The sequence below is a fragment of the Granulicella sp. WH15 genome (assembly GCF_009914315.1).
Lineage (GTDB): Bacteria > Acidobacteriota > Terriglobia > Terriglobales > Acidobacteriaceae > Edaphobacter.
Genome location: NZ_CP042596.1, coordinates 1,596,701 through 1,616,675, shown reverse-complemented (window position 1 = coordinate 1,616,675; position 19,975 = coordinate 1,596,701). Strand labels below are relative to the sequence as shown.

General features: G+C 53.2%; 18 protein-coding genes. 12 read left to right on the top strand and 6 right to left on the bottom strand.

The genetic code is table 11. The features are described 5' to 3' along the window. Nucleotides 1–461: 461 nt before the first annotated feature. The 3 genes from FTO74_RS06760 to FTO74_RS06750 all read right to left on the bottom strand — a co-directional run bounded on the left by FTO74_RS06760 (nucleotide 462) and on the right by FTO74_RS06750 (nucleotide 3,413). On the bottom strand, nucleotides 462–2,033 hold the full coding sequence (locus FTO74_RS06760; RefSeq protein WP_162537458.1) for a ParB/RepB/Spo0J family partition protein: 1,572 nt from the start codon (nucleotides 2,031–2,033) through the stop codon (nucleotides 462–464). A gap of 85 nt (nucleotides 2,034–2,118) precedes the next feature. Beyond that, on the bottom strand, nucleotides 2,119–2,535 hold the full coding sequence (locus FTO74_RS06755; protein WP_162537457.1) for a hypothetical protein: 417 nt from the start codon (nucleotides 2,533–2,535) through the stop codon (nucleotides 2,119–2,121). Next, entirely contained in the window at nucleotides 2,535–3,413 is an 879-nt protein-coding gene (locus tag FTO74_RS06750; protein WP_162539743.1) for an ArdC family protein, read from the bottom strand. Before FTO74_RS06750 ends, FTO74_RS06755 begins: the two co-directional genes overlap by 1 nt. Before the next feature lie 606 nt (nucleotides 3,414–4,019). Here FTO74_RS06750 and FTO74_RS06745 point away from each other — a divergent pair. Both FTO74_RS06745 and FTO74_RS06740 read left to right on the top strand, forming a co-directional pair. After that, the gene (locus FTO74_RS06745; RefSeq protein WP_162537456.1) at nucleotides 4,020–4,865 is read left to right on the top strand and encodes a DUF4238 domain-containing protein; all 846 of its coding nucleotides are present in this window, start codon (nucleotides 4,020–4,022) and stop codon (nucleotides 4,863–4,865) included. Nucleotides 4,866–5,129: 264 nt separating this feature from the next. Then, a complete protein-coding gene (locus FTO74_RS06740) occupies nucleotides 5,130–6,083 on the top strand; it encodes a hypothetical protein (RefSeq protein WP_162537455.1) in 954 nt (317 codons plus the stop codon). A 16-nt stretch (nucleotides 6,084–6,099) separates the two neighbouring features. Here FTO74_RS06740 and FTO74_RS06735 read toward each other — a convergent pair whose 3' ends face one another. Then, the gene (locus tag FTO74_RS06735; RefSeq protein ID WP_162537454.1) at nucleotides 6,100–6,912 is read right to left on the bottom strand and encodes a S1 family peptidase; all 813 of its coding nucleotides are present in this window, start codon (nucleotides 6,910–6,912) and stop codon (nucleotides 6,100–6,102) included. 159 nt (nucleotides 6,913–7,071) lie between these two features. Here FTO74_RS06735 and FTO74_RS06730 point away from each other — a divergent pair, with 159 nt between their 5' ends. Further along, the gene (locus FTO74_RS06730; RefSeq protein ID WP_162537453.1) at nucleotides 7,072–7,893 is read left to right on the top strand and encodes a hypothetical protein; all 822 of its coding nucleotides are present in this window, start codon (nucleotides 7,072–7,074) and stop codon (nucleotides 7,891–7,893) included. A gap of 348 nt (nucleotides 7,894–8,241) precedes the next feature. On the opposite strand, the gene FTO74_RS06725 is transcribed toward FTO74_RS06730, so the two are convergent. Further along, the gene (locus tag FTO74_RS06725) at nucleotides 8,242–9,300 is read right to left on the bottom strand and encodes a TIR domain-containing protein (RefSeq protein ID WP_162537452.1); all 1,059 of its coding nucleotides are present in this window, start codon (nucleotides 9,298–9,300) and stop codon (nucleotides 8,242–8,244) included. Between the two features lie 125 nt (nucleotides 9,301–9,425). Continuing rightward, complete coding sequence (locus FTO74_RS06720; RefSeq protein ID WP_162537451.1) at nucleotides 9,426–9,743, bottom strand: hypothetical protein; 318 nt, start codon at nucleotides 9,741–9,743, stop codon at nucleotides 9,426–9,428. Nucleotides 9,744–10,291: 548 nt separating this feature from the next. On the opposite strand from FTO74_RS06720, the gene FTO74_RS06715 reads away from it, so the two are divergent. The 9 genes from FTO74_RS06715 to FTO74_RS06675 all read left to right on the top strand — a co-directional run bounded on the left by FTO74_RS06715 (nucleotide 10,292) and on the right by FTO74_RS06675 (nucleotide 19,964). Continuing rightward, entirely contained in the window at nucleotides 10,292–10,561 is a 270-nt protein-coding gene (locus FTO74_RS06715) for a helix-turn-helix transcriptional regulator (protein ID WP_220399101.1), read from the top strand. Nucleotides 10,562–11,086: 525 nt separating this feature from the next. Next, nucleotides 11,087–11,686 carry a nucleotidyltransferase domain-containing protein gene (locus tag FTO74_RS06710; protein ID WP_162537450.1) on the top strand — a complete coding sequence of 200 codons (600 nt, stop codon included), beginning with the start codon at nucleotides 11,087–11,089 and terminating at the stop codon, nucleotides 11,684–11,686. Next, entirely contained in the window at nucleotides 11,655–12,107 is a 453-nt protein-coding gene (locus FTO74_RS06705; RefSeq protein WP_162537449.1) for a hypothetical protein, read from the top strand. The genes FTO74_RS06710 and FTO74_RS06705 overlap by 32 nt, the downstream gene beginning before the upstream one ends. Before the next feature lie 96 nt (nucleotides 12,108–12,203). Continuing rightward, a complete protein-coding gene (locus FTO74_RS06700) occupies nucleotides 12,204–13,100 on the top strand; it encodes a hypothetical protein (RefSeq protein ID WP_162537448.1) in 897 nt (298 codons plus the stop codon). Beyond that, nucleotides 13,097–13,714 carry a hypothetical protein gene (locus FTO74_RS06695; RefSeq protein WP_162537447.1) on the top strand — a complete coding sequence of 206 codons (618 nt, stop codon included), beginning with the start codon at nucleotides 13,097–13,099 and terminating at the stop codon, nucleotides 13,712–13,714. The genes FTO74_RS06700 and FTO74_RS06695 overlap by 4 nt, the downstream gene beginning before the upstream one ends. Nucleotides 13,715–13,781: 67 nt before the next feature. Next, a complete protein-coding gene (locus FTO74_RS06690; RefSeq protein ID WP_220399100.1) occupies nucleotides 13,782–16,178 on the top strand; it encodes a DEAD/DEAH box helicase family protein in 2,397 nt (798 codons plus the stop codon). Nucleotides 16,179–16,184: 6 nt separating this feature from the next. After that, nucleotides 16,185–17,726 (top strand): N-6 DNA methylase, encoded by a 1,542-nt coding sequence (locus FTO74_RS06685; protein ID WP_220399099.1) that lies wholly within the window; start codon nucleotides 16,185–16,187, stop codon nucleotides 17,724–17,726. Next, entirely contained in the window at nucleotides 17,727–18,932 is a 1,206-nt protein-coding gene (locus FTO74_RS06680) for a hypothetical protein (protein ID WP_162537446.1), read from the top strand. Between the two features lie 15 nt (nucleotides 18,933–18,947). After that, the gene (locus FTO74_RS06675) at nucleotides 18,948–19,964 is read left to right on the top strand and encodes a restriction endonuclease (RefSeq protein ID WP_162537445.1); all 1,017 of its coding nucleotides are present in this window, start codon (nucleotides 18,948–18,950) and stop codon (nucleotides 19,962–19,964) included. Nucleotides 19,965–19,975 lie beyond the last annotated feature (11 nt).

The following is a 19,975-nucleotide window of genomic DNA, read 5'->3' as shown; positions in this document are numbered from 1 at the left end:
AGGCTTGCCGGCGACTGGAGAGGCATGTGGATGCCGTGCCCGGAGAGAATCAGCGCAAAACGGAGTTCTTCTCGCGGCGTGCCAGCGTGAGCGGGCGCGGCGAGGAGAACGCAGAGGAAAGCAGAAATAAGGTTACGGGTAAACTTGGGGCTATGGGTCAAGTACGTCTTTGGTAACGACGTCATCTACCCCTCGGTTGTTCCAGCGGCATACTTCTTCCCGACTACTGTCAGAAGTAAGCCAATTGCACAAGCGGGTATGGGGATGGAAAGAGTCTCTGTACTTGAGGGGAAGGTGCAGGAGGAGGAACTCGACTCCTGCCGCGAACTGCCGGCGAGCGAAGGCCGGGAAAAGCGGATGAGGGTGCAGGGAGAAACCGGCACGGGTTCTCCCTGCCGGTTTTTTACAGATAGAGAAATGAGGAGCGGCGAAACGCCGCCCCTCGAAGGTTCGACTGCTGCTCAGGCCGCTTTCTTTGCGGCCTTGGTTGCGGGCTGCGGTGCCTTCTTCTTCGCCGTGAACTCCTGCCGTACCTTGGTGGAGATGGCGTCGGTGTCCACTTTGTAGGCGGTGGCCGCATCCTTGAGGACGGTGGACGGGTTCCCCCGTGAGGCCGCAAGCAGGATGCCCGACTCTACCAAGAGCCGCGAGAGCGTGCCTTCATCGGCACGGCGAACGAAGACGGCAAAGCTTTTTCTGATGCCTCCTTCGTCGCGCTTCTGCCGGATGCCGTGCTGCCGCGCCAGCATCTCGACACGGTTGTCATCCATCACGGATACCAGCCGCTCGATGATGAAAAGCAAATCGCGCTTGAGCAACCGAACCGGAACGGCTGCGCCGATCGCAGAGAGAACACGGATGCCGGTCGTGTTGGCGATGGCCTGTTCCTTGCGCTGCTTCTCTTGCTCTGCCTTCCACTTCTCATCATTGCGGCTGGTCGGCTGCTTTGGATGATGCACGGGGCATGTGGGATTGGCGCACACCTTATGGATTGTGCCAACCTCGCTGCCTTCGGTGATGATGGCCTCCGTGGTGAACTTGCACACCTTGAACTCAGGACGCTTGGCGTCGTCCTTCGACTTGGGCTTGTCGTCCCGAATCGCGGTGTACTTGTTGCGAGGCAATACCGGGCTGCCTTCCTTCTGGCCACCATAGGCGGTACTGATCTGCACCAGCTCCGGCTTCGCGGCGATGGTCTTGGCGACGTGTGCATCCACCTTGGCCTGATAGCAGGTTGGCGAAGTGCAGGCGTCCAATTTGCCGAGGTCGGAAAACAGGAGCTTGTTATGCCCTGTCCGCATGGGGCAGTCCACGCAACTCCCGACTGCTGGCACAAGCTGCCCGTCCCGCTTATCAAACGGAGCAAGTTTCAGAATGAGCAGGATGTTCGACTCAATCCAGAACCGGAGGCTGCGGGCAGGGAGAAGAATACGTGCGGATTTGTCGCCCCCGCCGTACACCTCTTTGAAGCAAGCGGCAAGCGCCTGTTCCTGCTGGTCGGGCTGGAGCTTCGCCAGCAAGAGCGCATGGCCGACGCCGATCTCCTCCCGGTAGAAGGTTTCGACCACGACAGGCGCAAGCTCGGTCAGCTTCACACGAGCCGCGACATAGGTGGGGTTTTTCCCGGTACGTGCGGAGATTTGTTCGATGGAGTATTTCGGTTCTTCCAGATTCAGGAGAGCGCGAAAACCCTGCGCCTCCTCCATCGGATGAACGTCACGCCTCATCAGGTTTTCGACCAATTGAGCCTCAAGAGTTTCGGCGTCGGTGAGATTGACGATACGGACGGGCACAGTCTCAGACTCTGCCATCTGCGCGGCGCGGTAACGCCGTGCTCCTGCCACAATCTCAAAGCCGCGCTCATTCAAGGGACGCACAAGCAAGGGGGAGAGAATGCCCTGGGTACGGATGCTCTCTGCAAGTTCCTTCAAAGCTGCATCCTCGAAGATGCGGCGTGGGTTGGTCGTGGACTCAGTGAGCAAGGCAAGCGGAAGGTTGCGGTACTCGGTGGCGTTGATAACGGTGGTGTTCATGGTGATGGCTCCTTTCGAGCGGTTGCACTGCATGAGGTTGTGGAGCGAACGCGCTGCCCTGTGTCCGCTCCGCTGCGGAAAGGGTTTAGGCGAGTGGGTTCTGCTGCCGCTCGAAGGCTTCCACGAAGCTCTGCAAACGCAGGTTGTTGTCCCACGTCTTAGCGAAGCGTTCATGCTGCGTATGGAGAGCAATCAGGTGGATGTAATTGCCGTCCACTACGTCCCGGCTCCATTGCTCGATGCCGAGATAATCGTTGCGGTAGTAGAACGCGGAGAGATGCGCCCCACCTGCAAGGCCAAGCTCGAAGCACATCTCCGGGTCGCGCATGAGGTCGCCGTTCTGTTCGCCGTAGTGCGCGACAGAGATAGCGGGGAGTCCCATCGGGCCGGACTCGTCCAGTGCCTCGATGACAAGCGTCATGTACGGCGCATTGTCGATGTGAAGGTGAAGGCCGGGGTGCCACCCACCGGCCAGCTTGAGGATTGCGAGGATGGTTTGCATTACGCCACCTTCGCCAGTTCTGCATCGGACATCGTCTCGGTGCGGGAAGGCTGCAACGCGGCAAGGATGACAGCGGAGGTCTGCTGCACCACTTCCAAGCTCTCGGCCAGCAAGGAAGCATTGCCGTGGTAAAGCTGGATGTAATCAGCCGATGCTGTGCCGACTTTCAGACCAACGGCTTTGCCGACAACAAACGCAACGGCTTCGGCCTCCGTCTCTTTCACTACCTTGGTGGTGGTGGTGCGGCGGTCGGCCTTGTGCAACATCTCATGGGCCAACTCATGCACGAGGGTTGAAAACTCCTCGGCCTTGGACTGCCCCGGCAAGATGGCGATGCGTCCGCCATAGCTCACGCCTAACGCGGGCGCGATCTTCTCGGTAAAGACAAGCTCAATGCCCTGCCGTTCAATGAAGGACAGAAGACGGTCGCGGTTCTCGCCAACGTCGCCGCCGACTTCGCGCATGGCCGGAAGCTCTACGCCCTCGGTCTGTGAAACATCGAACACATAGGCATTGCGAAAGCCAACCAAGACGGACGTGTTCTGTTTGGTAATGTCCTTCTCGGCTTCCTCGTCTCTCTTACGCCTGATGCCAATGATGGGAGCGAGAATCCGGATGCCCTTCTCGCCCTTCTTCACCTTGCGGCCTAGCTGGTTCCATGCGTACAGACCGGCCACTCGCGTAGCGGTCGGCCTCTGCCGTGCGATTTCGAGGACGTTCCCGAAGCTGTAATTATGGAAGCGGCTCATCGCGTCGAGATAGGCTGTAAGCGCATCACTGCGCCCTGCTTCCAACTGCGCGATAAGCTCCTTGACGTTGGCGGCGACGATCTCCTTGGCCGTCTGCCGTGGCTGCGGCTGTTTGGGGTTTTCGTGGATGGGGTAACGGGCTGACGGTGGCGACTGCGGTGGTGTCGGGTGCTGTCTTCTTGGCTTTCATGGGTGCATCCTCCTTGGCTTTTGCCGTTGCTTTTGCACGTCCGCGTTGAAACGCGGCATGTACATGCCGAACGCCTCCTGGCGAAGGCGGGGGGTAGCAACTGCAAGCCGAGGGGTATCCCCACCCTGAAACGCAGTGGAAGGGCGGAGCGCAGCGGAGGTCTGCACAAGCGAAGCGCGGAAGATTGGGGAGTGGCTTGCGGGCGCGAGGGGCGGAGCTCCCCTTAGCAGCTTTTGCGGTTGTCGTTGTTCTTCACAGTGGGGCGTTGCGGGGGAGGGTGGACCTCCCCGCTGAGGAGGGTGGCGGAAGACGCTACGCGGCTGGAGCCAGGGAGGAGCCTTGTTCCTCCCCCCAGGACTCTGCCTCTTTGCCGACAAGTCTTTTCTGGTCTCCCGCAAGGACCGGGCGTATCGTGAAACCGGAAGACGTTATGGGCAGCCCATCCTACGAGAGCATTCTTCATCAGGCCGATGCCCTGAGCCGGGACGAGAAATTGCACCTCAATGAATTGCAGATGGGTAGGTGCAAGGCTTTAGGATGACCTCATGCCTGATAACCGCGAGCGAGACCGAAAGGATCACTACCTGCCGCGCGGCTTCCTGAAGGGGTTTATCGACCCCGCGAACAAGGACCTTGCGAAGCCGCTGTGGCACTTCGATCTCGAAACCACGGCATGGAGCCGAGAAAGCCCGGGTTCGATTGGCTGGGAACGCGGCATGTACGACTATCATCCAGGAACGAATGTGCTGGAACATCCGGATGAGGTCTTCGAAAGATTTGAACGGGAGTTTCCTCTCGTTCGGGAGTATCTGCTACGCCGGAATTTCAAGGGATGGGTGAAGCAGCACAAGCATTTTCTTCTGGAATTTGCCCAGATGATGCGCGCCCGCTCGCCGCTTTTCCTTCAACAGCAAACAGCGCAAAACGAGAACACGCGAATAATGACTGTCACTTCGGTCGGTCCCGGCAATCAGGTCGGAGTCGATACGACCGTCCCGTACCCGCCGCCAGCTCGGTTCATCCGAAACCGCACGATTACCGCGATGCGCGAGGAAATCAAAAAGGGTCCGGACTGGATGGAGAATTTCCACTGGTGCCTCCGCTATACACGATCTGTCGCTGACCCGTTCGTGACCGGGACACAGCCCATCGTTGTTGAGGGCAGATATCCGAATTCCAACGATGCGCCGGTCCTCGAAGATGCTCTGAACGACCACAACACCATCATCTGGTTTCCGTTGTGCTGGCAGGCATGTCTTGTGGGCGCGGTTGATCGCTTTGATGAAGGAACGGCCGAAGCGCCTCCATCGCTCATCAGCCATGTGCGTGGCATGTTCCGGCGTCCATCGGCTGGCTACGTCATTTCCCCAATCAAGATCGAATCATTCTGAAACATTTTGGCTATTTGAGCCGGTGGAGAGTGTGAAGAAGCGTCAGCTTATTCAAGCATCGGGCGGAAACACACCTATCGGCGTTTTCCCGATGCGTCACTATCCACGGGCTTCCTTCTTTTTTGGGTGACGGCCCCAAATGGATTAACTACATAGGCACAAGGTCAGCAGTTTCAATTGACGCACCGACCATACCCAGCCCAAACTTGCTTTGTCATCTGCCACATGGGACCCCTGCACAAACGAGCGAGTAAGGGAGAAAACATGCGCATCGTCTCTAATAGGCATCTCTATGCCTTTGTAACGTCCATCCTCGTTAGTCTCTTCATTTACCCGATTGCATCTGCACAGTCCATCCGCGTGCCGACTACCAAGATTGCGCCACTCAAGAGTGACCATACCGCCGCAACAGGCTTTGGAAAATACTTCTTCCCCACCTCCCATTTGGGATCTACAGACCTTCAAACCTTTTTTGGAGCGAATGGAACGATCTCACCATTGACCCAACTGGGATCGGCGTATAACGGTGCGTCTGCATCCGCAACGGTCTCGGCAAATCTCTTTACGCTAATCATGCCGGGCGGCTTCCAAGCCGTAGGCATTACAAACATTCAAGCGGGCTCATCTGGTGAGACCCCCGTTGCGCAAGGCACGATTCCAACCTTGTCAGCTAGTGCGGCGGGTCAAGCAACACAGAATATACTCTATGGGGGGACCATAGCGTTCGCTGCTGATCTTCCTGTGTTTTTCTATGGCTCCAAGTTTAACCAAGCAGGCGGAGTCGGTGTGGAGTTTGACGTCGTGACTCGGGAAGGGGTCGACGTTCAGAACTTTAAGTCGGGCACTTCGACAAGCGTGTCGTCGCCTCCTTCGCATCATGCGACTCAACTTGAAGGATATTTTCTCGTCAACTCGTTCAACCCTCCTCCCACAACTTCGACTGGATTTGCAGGAACACTCTTTTTGGGAGGGTCTTACGGATACAGCTATACATCGCATGGATACGCGCGCGATTACGGATTTGGCGGCAGAGTGAATAACGACATCGGGCAGGTCACAGCCGGAGTCATGCTCACGAACATATCAAAGATAACCTTCTCACGCGCGTTCGGTCCTTCTCAGACCTACATTGATAGCACATCTATGGCTCAGACCAAGATGAACGCTTTCAAAGCGTGGTCTTTCGGAATAACGTACCAGTCAGCGAAAACAAATTGAGCCACGGAACAAGGCTCTAGGATGTCTTGCCGTCCGGTGGCGTGATCGTCACAATGGCTGGAAGCTTTGTTGCCGAGATGAGATTCGCCTTCCTGAAATAGCTGTTGGTCACGCCAATCAATACCGGGTCAGCGGTCCAAACCTTCCGTCCTCGCGTATCTGTGGGAATCCAAACACCGGAGCCGCTGAACCCGTAAGGCTCAATGTTGTCGGCAGTATATTCGAACAGAAAATCCTTGTCCGGTGATACTCCAGACAATCCGTTGAATCCTTCGGTATTAGTCTTTGTCGAGTATTTGGAGAGCATCGAGGCTGCGCCGAGAAAACGGAACGTGTTGTTCCCGATGGTGTGCAGGGGCCGCGAATTCTCCACAGGGAAACCGAAAATCAGCGTTGAAATCCCGTCGAGCTGTTCCTCCGGCCAACTGGAGAATTCGAACGATCTGGCTATGTGGTAAATCTCCGGTCCTTCGGGAAAAACATACGAATCGTCAATGCGAAGAATTGTAATGTCGGTTTTCGGGTCTGTGCGCGTCTCTACGATGGGAATTGCAGCTCCGACGGTGAGCCTTCCGACTTCCTGGCCGGTGGTGTCCTGCGCCGCCTTTTCGATAAGCCCTTTGTTCGGCCTGAGCCAGAACTTCACACCTGCCATATCGACGCCTTCAATAACGTGGGCTGCTGTCAGGATGTATCTGTGCGTGCCGTTGGTGATGAGGGTTCCCGTACCGGCGCCGGTGTTCTTCTCGACAGCAATCCCAACCGTATAGCTCGCCACTTTCTCGTTGGTCGCAAGCCTCAGTTGCTCGTTTAGCGCGTCGTCGTGCATGGGTCGATAATAAGCCAATTGAATCCACGCAGATCGTGAAGATGCCAGCCCCAAGTTGGCGGTTGGCACAATCTCTATGCAGTATCACGAGCTGCCGCGCTGGGATGGTAAATTTGCGGTGGATCTTTAATTGGGGGTCCCCTAACCAGTCGCATTCGATTGCGCGAAAATAGAAGACGAGACGCTTGTCGGAGGCACCCCCTGAAGGAAGTTAGAACACTCCAGTCGATCATTGACCCCTTCGTCAAAGGCGTCGGTGGAGAGATCGTCTCGGATCTGATCGGCAACAAGAACCTGCCGTCAAATGCTGATTATTTATTCCGGGCCCACAATGTAATTGCAGAACTCAAATCACTACAAACTGGCGGATTCGCAGAATCGTTCCATCGCAAATTTGCAGAACTGCTGGGCAAATGGGATCGGCAAGGCCGTCTGCGCGTCTACGGGACAGTGCAACTCCAAAGCAGCAAACTTCCAGCCGATTGTCGTCAAGAGATGTTCGCCTTGATGGGAGAGTCCATTCGTAAGCATGTGATTGCCGATGCGAACAAACAGATCAAGAGCACAAAGTCATTACTGAACATGCCAGATGCGAAGGGCCTTCTGTGGGTCGCTCACGATGGCAACGAAGACTTTCAACCAGACGTTGTTTGGTATCTGCTCCTGCAAACGCTTCAGAAGAAAAAGGAGAGTGGCGACCCGGCCTACTCCAGTATTCATGGGCTGGCGTATTTTAATCCACGGATGCCGGCGAAGGTTCCGCAAGCAAGTGAACCGGCATTGTTTTGGTTTAGCGGAACTCGCAAGCCTGACCGGGACAAAGACATACAGGCGTGCCTTAGCCACTTGTCTAATTCCTGGCCGAAGTATGTAACGTGGGCGCAGGGTATCAAGGTGCGTGACGTGGAGGGAAAGCCGGAAGACGTTCGATTAATGGGTGTCGAATCAAAAGTCCCGAAAATCGCGATCAAGTACAAATAACGTCGTGTATACCGTGGTACATGGCCACCGACAATGGTTTTCCTAGATAATCGACCTGCCGTTCCGAATTCTCCAGAGAAGCCAGATCAGCGGAAGGGAAATCGGCGATGCGTTACTCGCCGTAGTACAACATGCTTGGAAAATCATCGCGAACTGATCCGAGCGCCCGGTTCCGCAAGCGAAGCATTTCGCAGAATCGTGTCGTACTTGACTGCACAGCTGATGCTTCAGGCGATTGATCTTCAGGCGAAGATCGCGCTGGAGTAAGAACGGAAGAAGGCGATGGCACACAACCTCGAATATGCGGGTCGCGGCCTTGGCCTTGACCCATCAAAGGTAAAATTCCACTTATTTCCGGCGGGCTATGGATTTTTCGAACTCTTGATGGAACTGTACATAACGCTTCCACGAAATCTCGTTGAGTTCGTCGATATCGATCTCCAAGTAGTTTGTTCTGACATATCGCAGGAAGTCTTCGATTGCCTTGTGGAGGTCCTTGATGCCCCTTTCAATCGCCGCCCATGCCTTTTCCTCGTCTTTTGTCCATGCACGGTTAGGCGGTACGGTAAAGATATAGTGATCGCCGCCTACGACTCGCTCATATCTCGTTCCAAAGCTCGTGGTGCGCGACCAAGCGGAATGTATTGCGTCTATAAGAGCGAGTAGATCGTTGTCGAAAATATGAAATAGTTTTGCCGTGCGGACTCCATGAAACCCCTCATAGAAGTGGAGCACTCTAGCGGGCATGACTTTAGGAGCCTCGTCGATATGCTGCTCGAGAGTCGGCCAGTGGATGTTTTCAAGTAACCAACGAAGGTTTTTCACATCTCGCTGTCTTCGGGTCTGCTCTGGGGTCAGTTGACTCATTTCTGAAGGTTTCTTTGGATCATCCCTGATGACGGCCACGATCGCCTCGGTCAGTAGGACTATTAAAGGGGCATACCCGCCCTTCTTTGGAACTGATGCTTCTGCCAATTTATAAGGGGATGCGCGATGGCGGTCGAAGTCAAAGGGCAGGTCCTGAGGAAAAGCCCCGAAGGATTCATTGAAAAGCAGGACGACTCGATCCCATCCCAGTTGCGCCACTGCATACCCCAATTCAAAAATAACATTTGGGTTGGCGCTGCTCTTGGGATGTCCAGCCGATGCCTTGTAGATCGGTGTGACATCGCATACGAAAATATCGCTGACTGCAATCTTTCGTAGGATTGTGTCGGGGATATTTGGACTGCCTGAGGTTCTTTTAGTGGCTTCATCTATCCGGATCGAGATTTCCCGGTCGGATAAATCAGCCTCCGCATTGGAGCTTGCAGTTCGAAGCGCGGTCCGTATCGCCTGGAGGTTAGTCGTTTTGGGTAGATCGCTCTGCCATGAATAGAAGACAACGATTTCGATCTCATCTGGCATCGGTGACTTTACCTCGACCGTGGGAATTGGAGTGTGTTGTTCAATCTGTTTCTATCTCCATGAAGGATATCGCAGGAATCCTCGCATTTTTATGCGGCACAAGCGGATCATAAGGAGAAGGTGACTTAGAGGGCCAATCCAAGTCCTTCAGACAGCTTTGGCCTCGACGTCGGGGTCCGTTCTTGTCCCACGCTGGCAACGGGGCTCTGGACTTTGTTAAAGTCAACCGCCGAAGCCTTGCTCACATTATGGCTGAGGCTTTCGGCGAGCGTGGCCGCGTCATTCGTGAAAAGTTGCGCGTCGTGCGAGGCCCGCGAGACGGAAACGTAGGCAAAGCGCGGATTGAACGTCGTCATCAGCGTTTGAGCGCCGGAGAAGTCCATCGTTCCCTGGGCATGGGCAACGCCCGCGAAGGCCAGCGCAACGAGCGTCGGTCCTATCACACGCGCTGCGCGAAGGAGTGTTGGTTTGGAAAAGGGTTGCGGCCACCTTTTAGGGCGGGGATTGGACGACCGATTGAGAGGCTTTTACAATCGGAATGCGCGGCGGATTCTGAGCATGTATGCACCTCCGCTGACCGGATGTGGTCAGCTAGGCGCAACGCTAAGGGCAGCCTACAGAAACGTCCAATAACTTCTAGGGAGAGCGTTATTCCATTTGGGAATGACGGTGCTTCGGGTCGTGCAGAGAATGCCTATACTTCGTAATCGCGGATGACTTGGGGAGTCCCAACGCCACCCTTAAATAAGGTTCCTTTCACAGCGACCCGATAGGAGACGGAGCTGGAGAATGATGTGCCGTCCGTGAACTCGATAAGCGTTTCGCATCCGTCTACGTCATCCTCATATATTTTGAGTGCCTTGATCGTTTTGCCTGCGACCTCGGCGCATTCCACATAATTTCTCGGCACTTCTACCTCCTGGAAAGAATTCGATGCAAACAACACTGCCCCTTATTAGGGGATTCGTCAAGCGTTACCCACACTTGAAAGGTGAAGAAGCAGAAGAAGCCTGAGACTCGAATCTCGCGCAAGGGGAGGACAACGCCCCATCAGGCTCTCTACGATAGGTTTCTTGAAAAGCTGATTTCGGCCCGCGAGGAAGCGGGTCTGACGCAGCGTGAAGTCTCCGCACGCATGGAAAGAGCGCATTCCTTTCTCTCCAAATGCGAGACAGGCGAGCGCAGCATCGAAGTATTTGAACTCATCCAACTTGCTCAGATATATGCGAAGCCTCCGCAATACTTCCTGGACCCTGATTAATTAACTATCGAGCATAGGGGCGGGGACGGAATTAGTATTGTGTTAATTGCCACGGTGCTCCGACCCGAAGTAAAGAAAAGCGCCGCACGAGGCGGCACTCTTCGGTGACATGACTCGGCGGAGATCAGAGAACCGAGCGTCCTGTGCGAATGGGGCGGTGGCGTCGTCCCATAACTTGCGATATCCATTGCCCGCACTCAGTCCGGATTGCTCGGGTTCCCTTTACAAGGGCGGAATCGGTACTCCTGAGATCATCCGCGATTATGAACTCTAGCCGTCACAATCGACCTCCCGCCGATGCAGACCTGCCAGCATCACCCTCGTTGTCGGGCGACCGTTCATTCCAGATGTTAGGACGGATGCCACTGGGAATCCTCGGGGAAGTTCGGTTCACAGTAGACGATAAGCAGTTCCGCCCGCGCAGGCCTTGGTTGGTAAAATCCATCTGAGCCTTGTTCTTGGGGGAGTAGACGCCATGCAATTAGTCTTGACTTGATACGCCGAATGCGTAAATATATACGCAGGATGCGTAGCTCGCCCATTCTCGACGCACTCTTCCCGGAGATCCGGGCGAAGATCCTCGCGGCGTTGCTGCTCCAGCCTGAGAAGCGTTGGTTCCTCACGGAACTGGCCCAGCATTTGGGCACTCAGCCCTCAAGCCTCCAGAGGGAGGTTGAGGCTTTGAGCAGAGCTGGTCTCCTGGAACAGACCAAAGATGGTCGTCGAGTTTACTTTCAGGCTGACACAAATTCACCCGTTTTCTCTGACCTCAAAGGTCTCCTTGAAAAGACCGCAGGGCTCGTTCCTATCCTCCGAGAAGAGGTGGAGACCTTTGGCGAGCGCATCCAACTCGCCTTTCTGTATGGCTCGACGGCACGGTCCGAAGAGTCGTCGGAGAGCGACGTGGACCTGATGATCGTGGGCGATGTGGGCTTGTCGGACCTTGTGCCTTCGCTGAGGAGGGCCGAACGACGATTTGGAAGGCCGGTCAACCCCACCGTGTATTCGTTCAAGGAGTTCAAGACGAAAGCAAGGAACCACGACCACTTCTTAACAGCGGTACTGCGCGGCGCAAAAGAGTTTGTGAAAGGCGATGATGGCGAGTTGGCAGCAGTGGCTGGCTAAAGGTGACGTCAAGACGCACCAGACCAGCAAACAGGAAATCGACAATCTTCGAGCCCTGATCACACGTGATCTGGCTGACGCCGCTTTAGTCGCATTGTCGGCAGACCGGCGATTTGCTACGGCCTACAATGCAGCTCTGCAAGCAGCAACGATTGCGATCGCTTGTTCTGGGTATAGGGTCAGTGCTCGATCAGGACATCACAAAGTGACCTTTGAAGCTGCGGGAGCTGCCATCGGTGACGGCGCCACTGCGCTCGCAGATTACTTTGAGACCTGCCGCAGAAAACGGAATGTCATCGACTATATGACTTCTTCCGTAGCAACTGACACGGAAGCGGAGGAAATCAGTAAGAAGGCAAAGGAGTTTCATTTGGTAGTAGAAAATTGGGTGCGGCTCAAGCACTCCTTCCTCGCAATCTAATCATCCCTGCACCCGTTCATGTCGGATGCTTCATCAACCGCGCCGCTTGATAGCTTGGAGTTCACACCAGAGTCTTAGGCTTAGAAGAGATCGAACATGCCGAAAACACCAGCAACGCCCAACAAAGCTGTGCGCCTAGAAGCATTTGATATACAGGGTCATAACGGCGCTGAGCCCTTTGACTATGTGGCTTTCTTTGACTTCATAGCTCAACAGGATTCGAAAACGAGAAGAGAAACCGTAGCGGATCGCTTCATCGCAGTCCCTAACTTCACAAGGTACGAGGGTCAGTATGGATTCGTCGCTTATGCGGGATCTACCGATCGCTCGTTTCTCGTCCTCGATTTGGAAGAAGAAACAGAAGAAGTTAGGCAAATCGAGAGAGGTAAAGTGATAGCAACGAGGACGGTCGGTCTCATCGATCCCGTTGCACGTCGAGTCATTGTGCAATATGTGCATACCGGTGTCCGAGCTACCCAGATTGCAACGCTCTTTGAAAAGCTAGCTCGGATTCGATCAAAAGAATTTGAGGGGGCTACGCTTGAGTTTGCGCCTACTCCTGGTCGCACATTTCGGCAGGAGCTTGCTGCGATGAATCGGATACAATCCGCGTCTGTTACTCTCACTCGGCCAAACATCGACTGGAACGATTTCAGCAATGCCGCCAACTCACTAGCTGAAGACACAAATGCGCATAACATCACGGTGTCGGCAGTAGCCGGTCGCAATCAGTCCTTATCGAAGACAAAGGGCCTTATTCACACGATAACCGAGGTCATTTCACAGGTTGAAGATGGGGCTAAGAGCATCCTTAAGGCCGTAGTCATAAAAGGTATGAGAGATAATGAATCGGCGCTGACAACACTAAATCTCACAAAACACATTGATGCGAGGATGGTCAAAGTTCCGCTAGAGAGCGACGGTTTGCCAAATCCAGGTGCAGTGACAGAAGCGTCGTTAGCCTTCATGAATGATCCGAAAGAGGGGTCATGATAACTGACATTTTCACAAAGGGTATCTTCACCGTTCTTTGGAGCTTCTACAAGAATGCTGTCGAAAGCCGCCTGAAAGAGATCGTCCTAAGCCAGGAGATATTGTTGGCTGTCGTTATTGGCGGAGTCTTCAGTTTCGCAGGCTCATCATATTTTCCAGAGTCTGCAAAGATCGTAGACGTATCACTTGGATATTTGGCTTATGCCGCAATCGCCTTGGGCTTTTGTGTTGGTGGCGTAACAATCGCGCTCACATTACCCGACAGGGATTTCGTTGTGATGCTAGCGACGCTCACTATTCCTAACAAGAAGGGCGACGCGCTGTCTGGGCTCTTCTTCGTTTTTTGTTGGACTGCAATCGTACATTGGCTTTCGGTGATTCTTATTCTAGCTGTTCTTGTCACGTCAGGTCATGCGGACGGCAATCTGTTTGCAACCAGGACTCTCCACGGACGGATCATTTTGGGGACATGCATCACGCTTTGTCTATATGCCCTAATGCAATTCTTGATCACAGTATTAACGCTCTGGCAGGTCGGTTCCGTGTATATCCGTAACTTGCAGAAGGGCGCAGCATCCAAGCAAAACTCGTCTGTAGTTTCCCCTAATCATTGAGATCATTTTGCCTAGCAAATAGTGCCAACTCCAGAAAGGCTGTAAGACTGCTCATTACCATGCACTCTTGGATAAAACTCTAATGGCCCATACCGAAGCAGATACATGCCGCCAATTCGTCCTGCCGCGTCTTTATGCGGCGCAGTGGAACGATACTCAAATAGCAGAACAGCGCACGTTTACCGATGGACGAATAGTGATGGCCGGAGAGACTCCCGTCAGGAAGAAGCAAAAAAGAGCCGACTATCTTCTTCGTTATACCCGTGATTTTCCGCTTGCCGTTGTGGAGGCGAAAGTCGTTCATAAGACGGCCGGTGACGGGATGCAACAAGCGAAAGATTACGCTCAGATACTCGGCCTCCAGTTTGCCTATGCTACGAACGGTAAAGAAATCCTTGAATTCGACTTTCTGACTGGCCTTGAGACGAAAATCGTCGACTTTCCTACGCCAAAGGAGCTGTGGGACCGCCTCAAGGCTTCTCAGCAACTTTCAGAAGAGAACTCTGAAAGGCTGTTGACCCCCTCTTATCAGATATCGGGCAAGCCGCCTCGCTATTACCAAGAGATTGCGATTAACCGTACAATCCAATCCGTGTTGCAGGGCAGCAAGAGGAATCTGCTCACGCTTGCGACAGGTACAGGCAAAACGATGGTAGCGTTCCAAATCGCTTGGAAGCTTTGGAGCGCTCGTTGGAACAAGTCTGGGGAATATCGTCGGCCCCGTGTGCTATTCCTTGCTGACCGTAACGTTCTCGTAGATGAACCCAAAGACAAAATGTTTGCCCCCTTTGGGGATGCTCGTCACAAGATTGAAGGGGAGGCAGTTTTTAGTCGGGAAATGTATTTCGCTATTTACCAAGCTTTAGCAGAGGACTCCTCACGACCAGGCTTGTACCGGGAGTATGCCCCAGATTTTTTCGACCTCATTATCGTGGATGAGTGCCATAGGGGAAGTGCGAGAGACGAAAGCCGCTGGCGCGAGATTCTCGAATACTTCGATAGCGCATATCAAGTTGGAATGACTGCAACTCCTCTCAGAGACGACAACAAGGACACGTACAAGTACTTCGGCAATCCCTTATACACATACAGTCTTGGGCAAGGGATCGATGATGGTTTCTTGGCACCATATCGCGTTCACAGAATAGTTTCCACAGTGGACGCTGCGGGTTGGAGGCCAACTCAGGGAGAGCGGGATCGGTATGGACGTGAAATTCCAGATGCACTCTATGGAACGCCAGAATTTGAACGCTTGATAGTTCTGAAGGCTCGCACTGAAGCGATCGCAAAGCATTTAAGCGCCTTCATGCAACAGAATGGTGTCTTTGCGAAGACGATAGTGTTCTGTGTTGATCAAGAACACGCCGATGAGATGCGACGAGTATTGAGCAACCTAAATCCCGGGCTGTTACGGCAACACCCAGACTACGTGGTGAGGGTGGTCTCGGATGAGGGTCCAATCGGCAAAGCGCACTTAAGCCACTTCATGGAACTTGAGACTGAAACGCCCGTTATAGTCACGACTTCACAGATGCTAACCACGGGAGTTGATGTCCAAACATGCAAGAACGTCGTCATCGTGAGAACGGTGAATTCAATGACAGAATTCAAGCAAATTATAGGGCGAGGAACACGGGTCCGTGAGGATTATGGCAAGCTATTCTTTGACATTCTTGATTACACGGGGAGCGCCACAACGCTTTTTGCTGACCCTGCTTTCGACGGCGAACCTGCTCTCATAACCGAAGAGGAAGTTAATGGAGAAGGCGAGGTGATTGACGGGCCTCGCATAGTTGGCGATGAAGATCCTGATGAGAATGGCGAAGAGCCTGAACCTGTTCGCGAAGACCCGAATCCGCTAGATGACGGTCCTATTAATGCGGCACCTCGTAAATACTACGTCGATGGAACGGCCGTGGAGATTGCTACTCACCTTGTTTACGATCTCGATGCTGAGGGACGACGGGTTGAAGTCAGAAAACTAACTGATTATTCTGCCGAAACAGTTCGTAAACTCTATGAGAGTCCACTCGACTTGACAACGCGGTGGTCTCTTGCGGCTACCCGTGCTGAAGTGATTGGTGCTCTCCAAGAGCGAGGCATAATCCTAAAAGACTTAGCGCTTGCCGCAGGGCAACCAGAGGTAGATCCGCTCGATCTTTTATGCAACCTCGCATACGATACGCAGCTTATAACGCGCAAGCAGCGGACGGAAGCCTTGAAATCCAATACGCAGTTCTTCACCAAATACACCGGAGAAGCTGCCGTTGTACTGATGCAGATTCTTGAAAAGTATAGTGAATTTGGTGTCGCAGAGTTTGACATGCCAGATATCTTCAAAGTGCAGCCGCTGTCCGAACACGGGAACGTGACCGAAATCGCGGCCATCTTTGGCGGGACTGATCAGCTAATGCAGGCTGTTGAAGAATTACAAACTCTGCTCTACACCTCGCAAACAGAATAGGACAAATTGAAACGATCTGCGAAAAAACTCGTTACGCCAAACACTACAGCACAACAGCTGTCCACGGTCATAGCTGCTTGCCGGAAGATCATGCGAAAGGACAAAGGTCTATCCACTGATGTCGAGCGGCTACCCCTTCTGACATGGGTAATGTTTCTTAAGTTTCTGGATGACATGGAATCCTTGCGCGAGCAGGAGGCTACCCTTGCCAAGAAGCACTTCTCTCCTGGTATCGAAGCACCCTACCGGTGGCGAGATTGGGCCGCGCAACTTGACGGAATTACGGGCTCAGAGCTCATATCCTTCATCAGCCAAGACAAGACAATGCGCCCTGACGGCAAAGAAGGACCCGGACTGTTCGCCTATTTGCGTGCGCTCCAAAGCAGAAACGGTGATCGCCGGGACGTTATTGCCCGCGTGTTCAAAGACACGGTAAACCCAATACGCAATGGCTACCTCTTACGGGACGTAATCAACAAAGTGAATGAAATTCACTTTACATCCCGAGATGAGGTTCATACGCTTAGCTTGCTCTATGAATCGATTTTACGTGAGATCCGCGACGCAGCTGGTACAAACGGGGAGTTCTATACACCACGTGCCGTTGTGAAATTTATGGTAACGGTGATTAATCCGCTTCTAGGTGAGAGTGTCCTCGATCCGGCTGCTGGTACGGGCGGCTTTCTAGTCGAAGCCTTCCAGCATCTCGTCCCCCAGGCGAGACGCGCTCAAGACTTTGCGTCCCTCCAACGGGGAACCCTCTTTGGTGTCGAAGCGAAGCCTCTACCGTACCTGCTATGTCAAATGAACCTGCTTCTTCACGGAATTGAGTACCCGGACATCGATCCCGAAAACGCTTTGCGATTTCCCCTCCGTGAGATTGGTGACAAGGAACGCGTCGACATCGTACTCACGAACCCGCCGTTTGGTGGGGAGGAAGAGCGTGGCATCTTAACGAATTTTCCTAGTGATAAGCAGACTGCCGAAACCGCGCTGCTGTTCTTGCAGCTAATCATGCGAAAGCTTAGAAGACCTATTCGAGGTGCTAAACCTGGACGGTGTGGAGTCATCGTGCCAAATGGGTTCCTGTCGGGAGAAGGAGTGGCGGCTCGGATCAAAGATGAGTTGCTGACAGACTTCAATCTTCATACAGTGGTGCGACTGCCGAACGGTGTGTTTTCACCATACACCCCGATTCCTGCAAACCTGCTGTTCTTTGATCGATCAGGTCCCACGAAGGACATTTGGTTCTACGAACAGCCGTTACCCGCTGGGAAGAAGAACTACTCCAAAACCGCACCTATCCAGTGGTCCGAGTTTGGTCCTTGCTTAGCGTGGTGGAAGAAGAGAAAAGCAAATAGCCAAGCATGGAAAGTGTCCGTCGATCAGGTACGTGCGGATGGCTTCAATTTAGACCTGCAGAACCCAAATCGCCCCAAAGGTCCCGAACAGCTCTCTCCAATTCAAATCATTGATTCACTCCTAGAAAAGGAGCAACGTGTCGTTGAACTCCTAAAGGACATAAAGCAGATGGTCGCAGGATCATAGATGATGAAAGCAGAATGGCATAAAATTACGTTTCGAGAATTTCTCGCACCCAATCTGCGTCCCATAGACCTGCGGCCCGACCAAGATGCCAATCTGGTCGGTATGCGTTGGTATGGCGAAGGCCCTTTTCACCGTGAACTCAAAGTTGCCACAAAGATAGCGAAGAAAAGCCATTTTGTGATTCACGCAGGTGACGTTATTTATAACAAACTGTTCGCGTGGAAAGGCACTTTCGGAATCGTTTCACAGGATCTCAACCAGATGTTTGTGTCTGATAAATTTCCCACCTATACGCTGGATGAATCGAAGGTCTCCGCCAGTTACTTGCGTTGGTACTTTCGTAATCCAGAACTTTGGGAGCAGGCGAGAATCAAGTCCACTGGATCAGCCGCGATATCACGGCTGACGCTCAACCCGCCTAAGTTCCTTGAACTCTCAATTGTTGCTCCTCGTGAGTTGACGGAGCAAAAACGCATAGCAGAAATCCTGGATTCTCTAGCGATGAAGAGGGACGAAGTGCGACAAATCAAGGCGTCTGCTTTGAGTGAAACACAAGTCTTGACGCAAGTAGTCATCTCAGACCTCCTGAAGTCGCTCAATCGATCAGGGCGCCTGGCTGATGTACTAACAGGTCCACCTCGCAATGGATGGTCCGTCAAATGTGATAACGCAGAGGGCGGAACTGCCGTGCTTGCTTTGGGCGCTGTTACTGGTTTCACTTTCAAGCCAGATGCAATCAAGTTCACCTCAGAACCGACACAACCGGGCGCTCCCTATTGGCTTACACCTGGAGATCTGCTTTTAACCCGCAGCAATACGCTTGAGCTTGTTGGACATGCGGCTTTGTACGACGGCCAGGTTAGCCCGTGCATCTATCCCGATCTGATGATGCTTTTACCGGTTGACGAGCAATTGGCTGATAAGAGATTTGTTTGGTATTGGCTACAGACCACACCAATCCGGCAGTTTATTCGGCTGAAAGCTAAAGGTACAAGTCCCACGATGAAGAAGATCTCACAGCCCATCGTTAACGCCATTCCGTTCCCATCTAATCTGTCGCTAGAGGAGCAACGGCGATTTGTTGATCTGATCGACGAACAGTTGACCTTGGTAAAACAGATGCAGTGGGCTTATGGAACATGGGAGAGCGAACTGGAAGGCATACTTCCGGGGATGCTTTCCAAGGCGTTCGAAGGGCTGCTTTAGGGCTGATAGGAGACTATGAAGAAGATTTGGATGGTGCGAGCAGGAAAGTCAGCTGTGTATGCGCCGGATTTCCTCGCCAAGAAAATTACGGCGATTGGCTGGGGCCTAATCGGAAGCCTTGAGCAAGTGCATACAAGGGATGAGATCTCTTCGTTGATCAGTGACTCTTTCCCGGACTACAACAGATTTCGAGTCGCAAATGCGGCAGGACAGGTATTTCGCTTCCGCGAGGAACTGGTTCTTGAGAGTACCGTCCTCATGTACGAGCCTGCCACTCGTCTATATCGCGTGGGAATAATAAAGGGTGACTACAAGTTTGATCCAAATGCAGACGAGGAACTCCGGCACACAAAGGCTGTTGAATGGTCGCATGTCGTCAGTAGAGATGTGCTCTCTCCACAGACTAAGAATTCGCTCGGATCTATAGCCACAATTTTCTGCATCTCGGAGGAAGCTGCTCAAGAAGTTCTTTCGCGGTCCGAGACCTTGAAGGAGCTAGAGGCAGCTGCTCCCCTAAGTGGTACCGTTGAGGGTCAGAGCGAAGTGAAGGATAGTGAAGCCGACATCCGAAGGGACATCGAACAACGCGCTCTTGAATTTCTTCAGGATAGGTTAGCTAGACTCGGATGGGATGAGCTGCAGGATCTGGTAGCGGGTCTCTTGAGGGCAATGGGATATAAGACTCAAGTATCACTTCCTGGCGCAGACAGAGGCCGCGATATCGTGGCTTCGCCTGATGGGTTTGGCTTCCAAACACCACGGATCATTGTTCAAGTTAAGCACCGGAAAGGAACAACCGGCGCGCCGGAAGTCCGAGCCTTCTTAGGCGGACTGAGACAAAACGATAACGGGCTGTACGTCTCCACCGGCGGTTTTACACGAGAGGCTAAGTATGAAGCCGAGCGTGCCAACCATCACCTCTCGCTGCTTGATATGGATGGGTTTGGGAGGTCCGTAATGGAGCACTACGACGTGATGGACGCAGAGAGCCGTGCCCTTCTTCCTTTGAAGAAGATTTACTGGCCAGCGTGAGCTGAATAAGT

Coding starts and splice junctions, on each gene's coding strand:
- FTO74_RS06725 (WP_162537452.1), bottom strand. CDS start 9,300: ATGCCAGATGAGATCGAAATCGTTGTCTTCTATTCATGGCAGAGCGAT.
- FTO74_RS06705 (WP_162537449.1), top strand. CDS start 11,655: ATGATGGCGAGTTGGCAGCAGTGGCTGGCTAAAGGTGACGTCAAGACG.
- FTO74_RS06675 (WP_162537445.1), top strand. CDS start 18,948: ATGAAGAAGATTTGGATGGTGCGAGCAGGAAAGTCAGCTGTGTATGCG.
- FTO74_RS06680 (WP_162537446.1), top strand. CDS start 17,727: ATGATGAAAGCAGAATGGCATAAAATTACGTTTCGAGAATTTCTCGCA.
- FTO74_RS06755 (WP_162537457.1), bottom strand. CDS start 2,535: ATGCAAACCATCCTCGCAATCCTCAAGCTGGCCGGTGGGTGGCACCCC.
- FTO74_RS06710 (WP_162537450.1), top strand. CDS start 11,087: ATGCGTAGCTCGCCCATTCTCGACGCACTCTTCCCGGAGATCCGGGCG.
- FTO74_RS06700 (WP_162537448.1), top strand. CDS start 12,204: ATGCCGAAAACACCAGCAACGCCCAACAAAGCTGTGCGCCTAGAAGCA.
- FTO74_RS06735 (WP_162537454.1), bottom strand. CDS start 6,912: ATGCACGACGACGCGCTAAACGAGCAACTGAGGCTTGCGACCAACGAG.
- FTO74_RS06760 (WP_162537458.1), bottom strand. CDS start 2,033: ATGAACACCACCGTTATCAACGCCACCGAGTACCGCAACCTTCCGCTT.
- FTO74_RS06745 (WP_162537456.1), top strand. CDS start 4,020: ATGCCTGATAACCGCGAGCGAGACCGAAAGGATCACTACCTGCCGCGC.
- FTO74_RS06695 (WP_162537447.1), top strand. CDS start 13,097: ATGATAACTGACATTTTCACAAAGGGTATCTTCACCGTTCTTTGGAGC.
- FTO74_RS06740 (WP_162537455.1), top strand. CDS start 5,130: ATGCGCATCGTCTCTAATAGGCATCTCTATGCCTTTGTAACGTCCATC.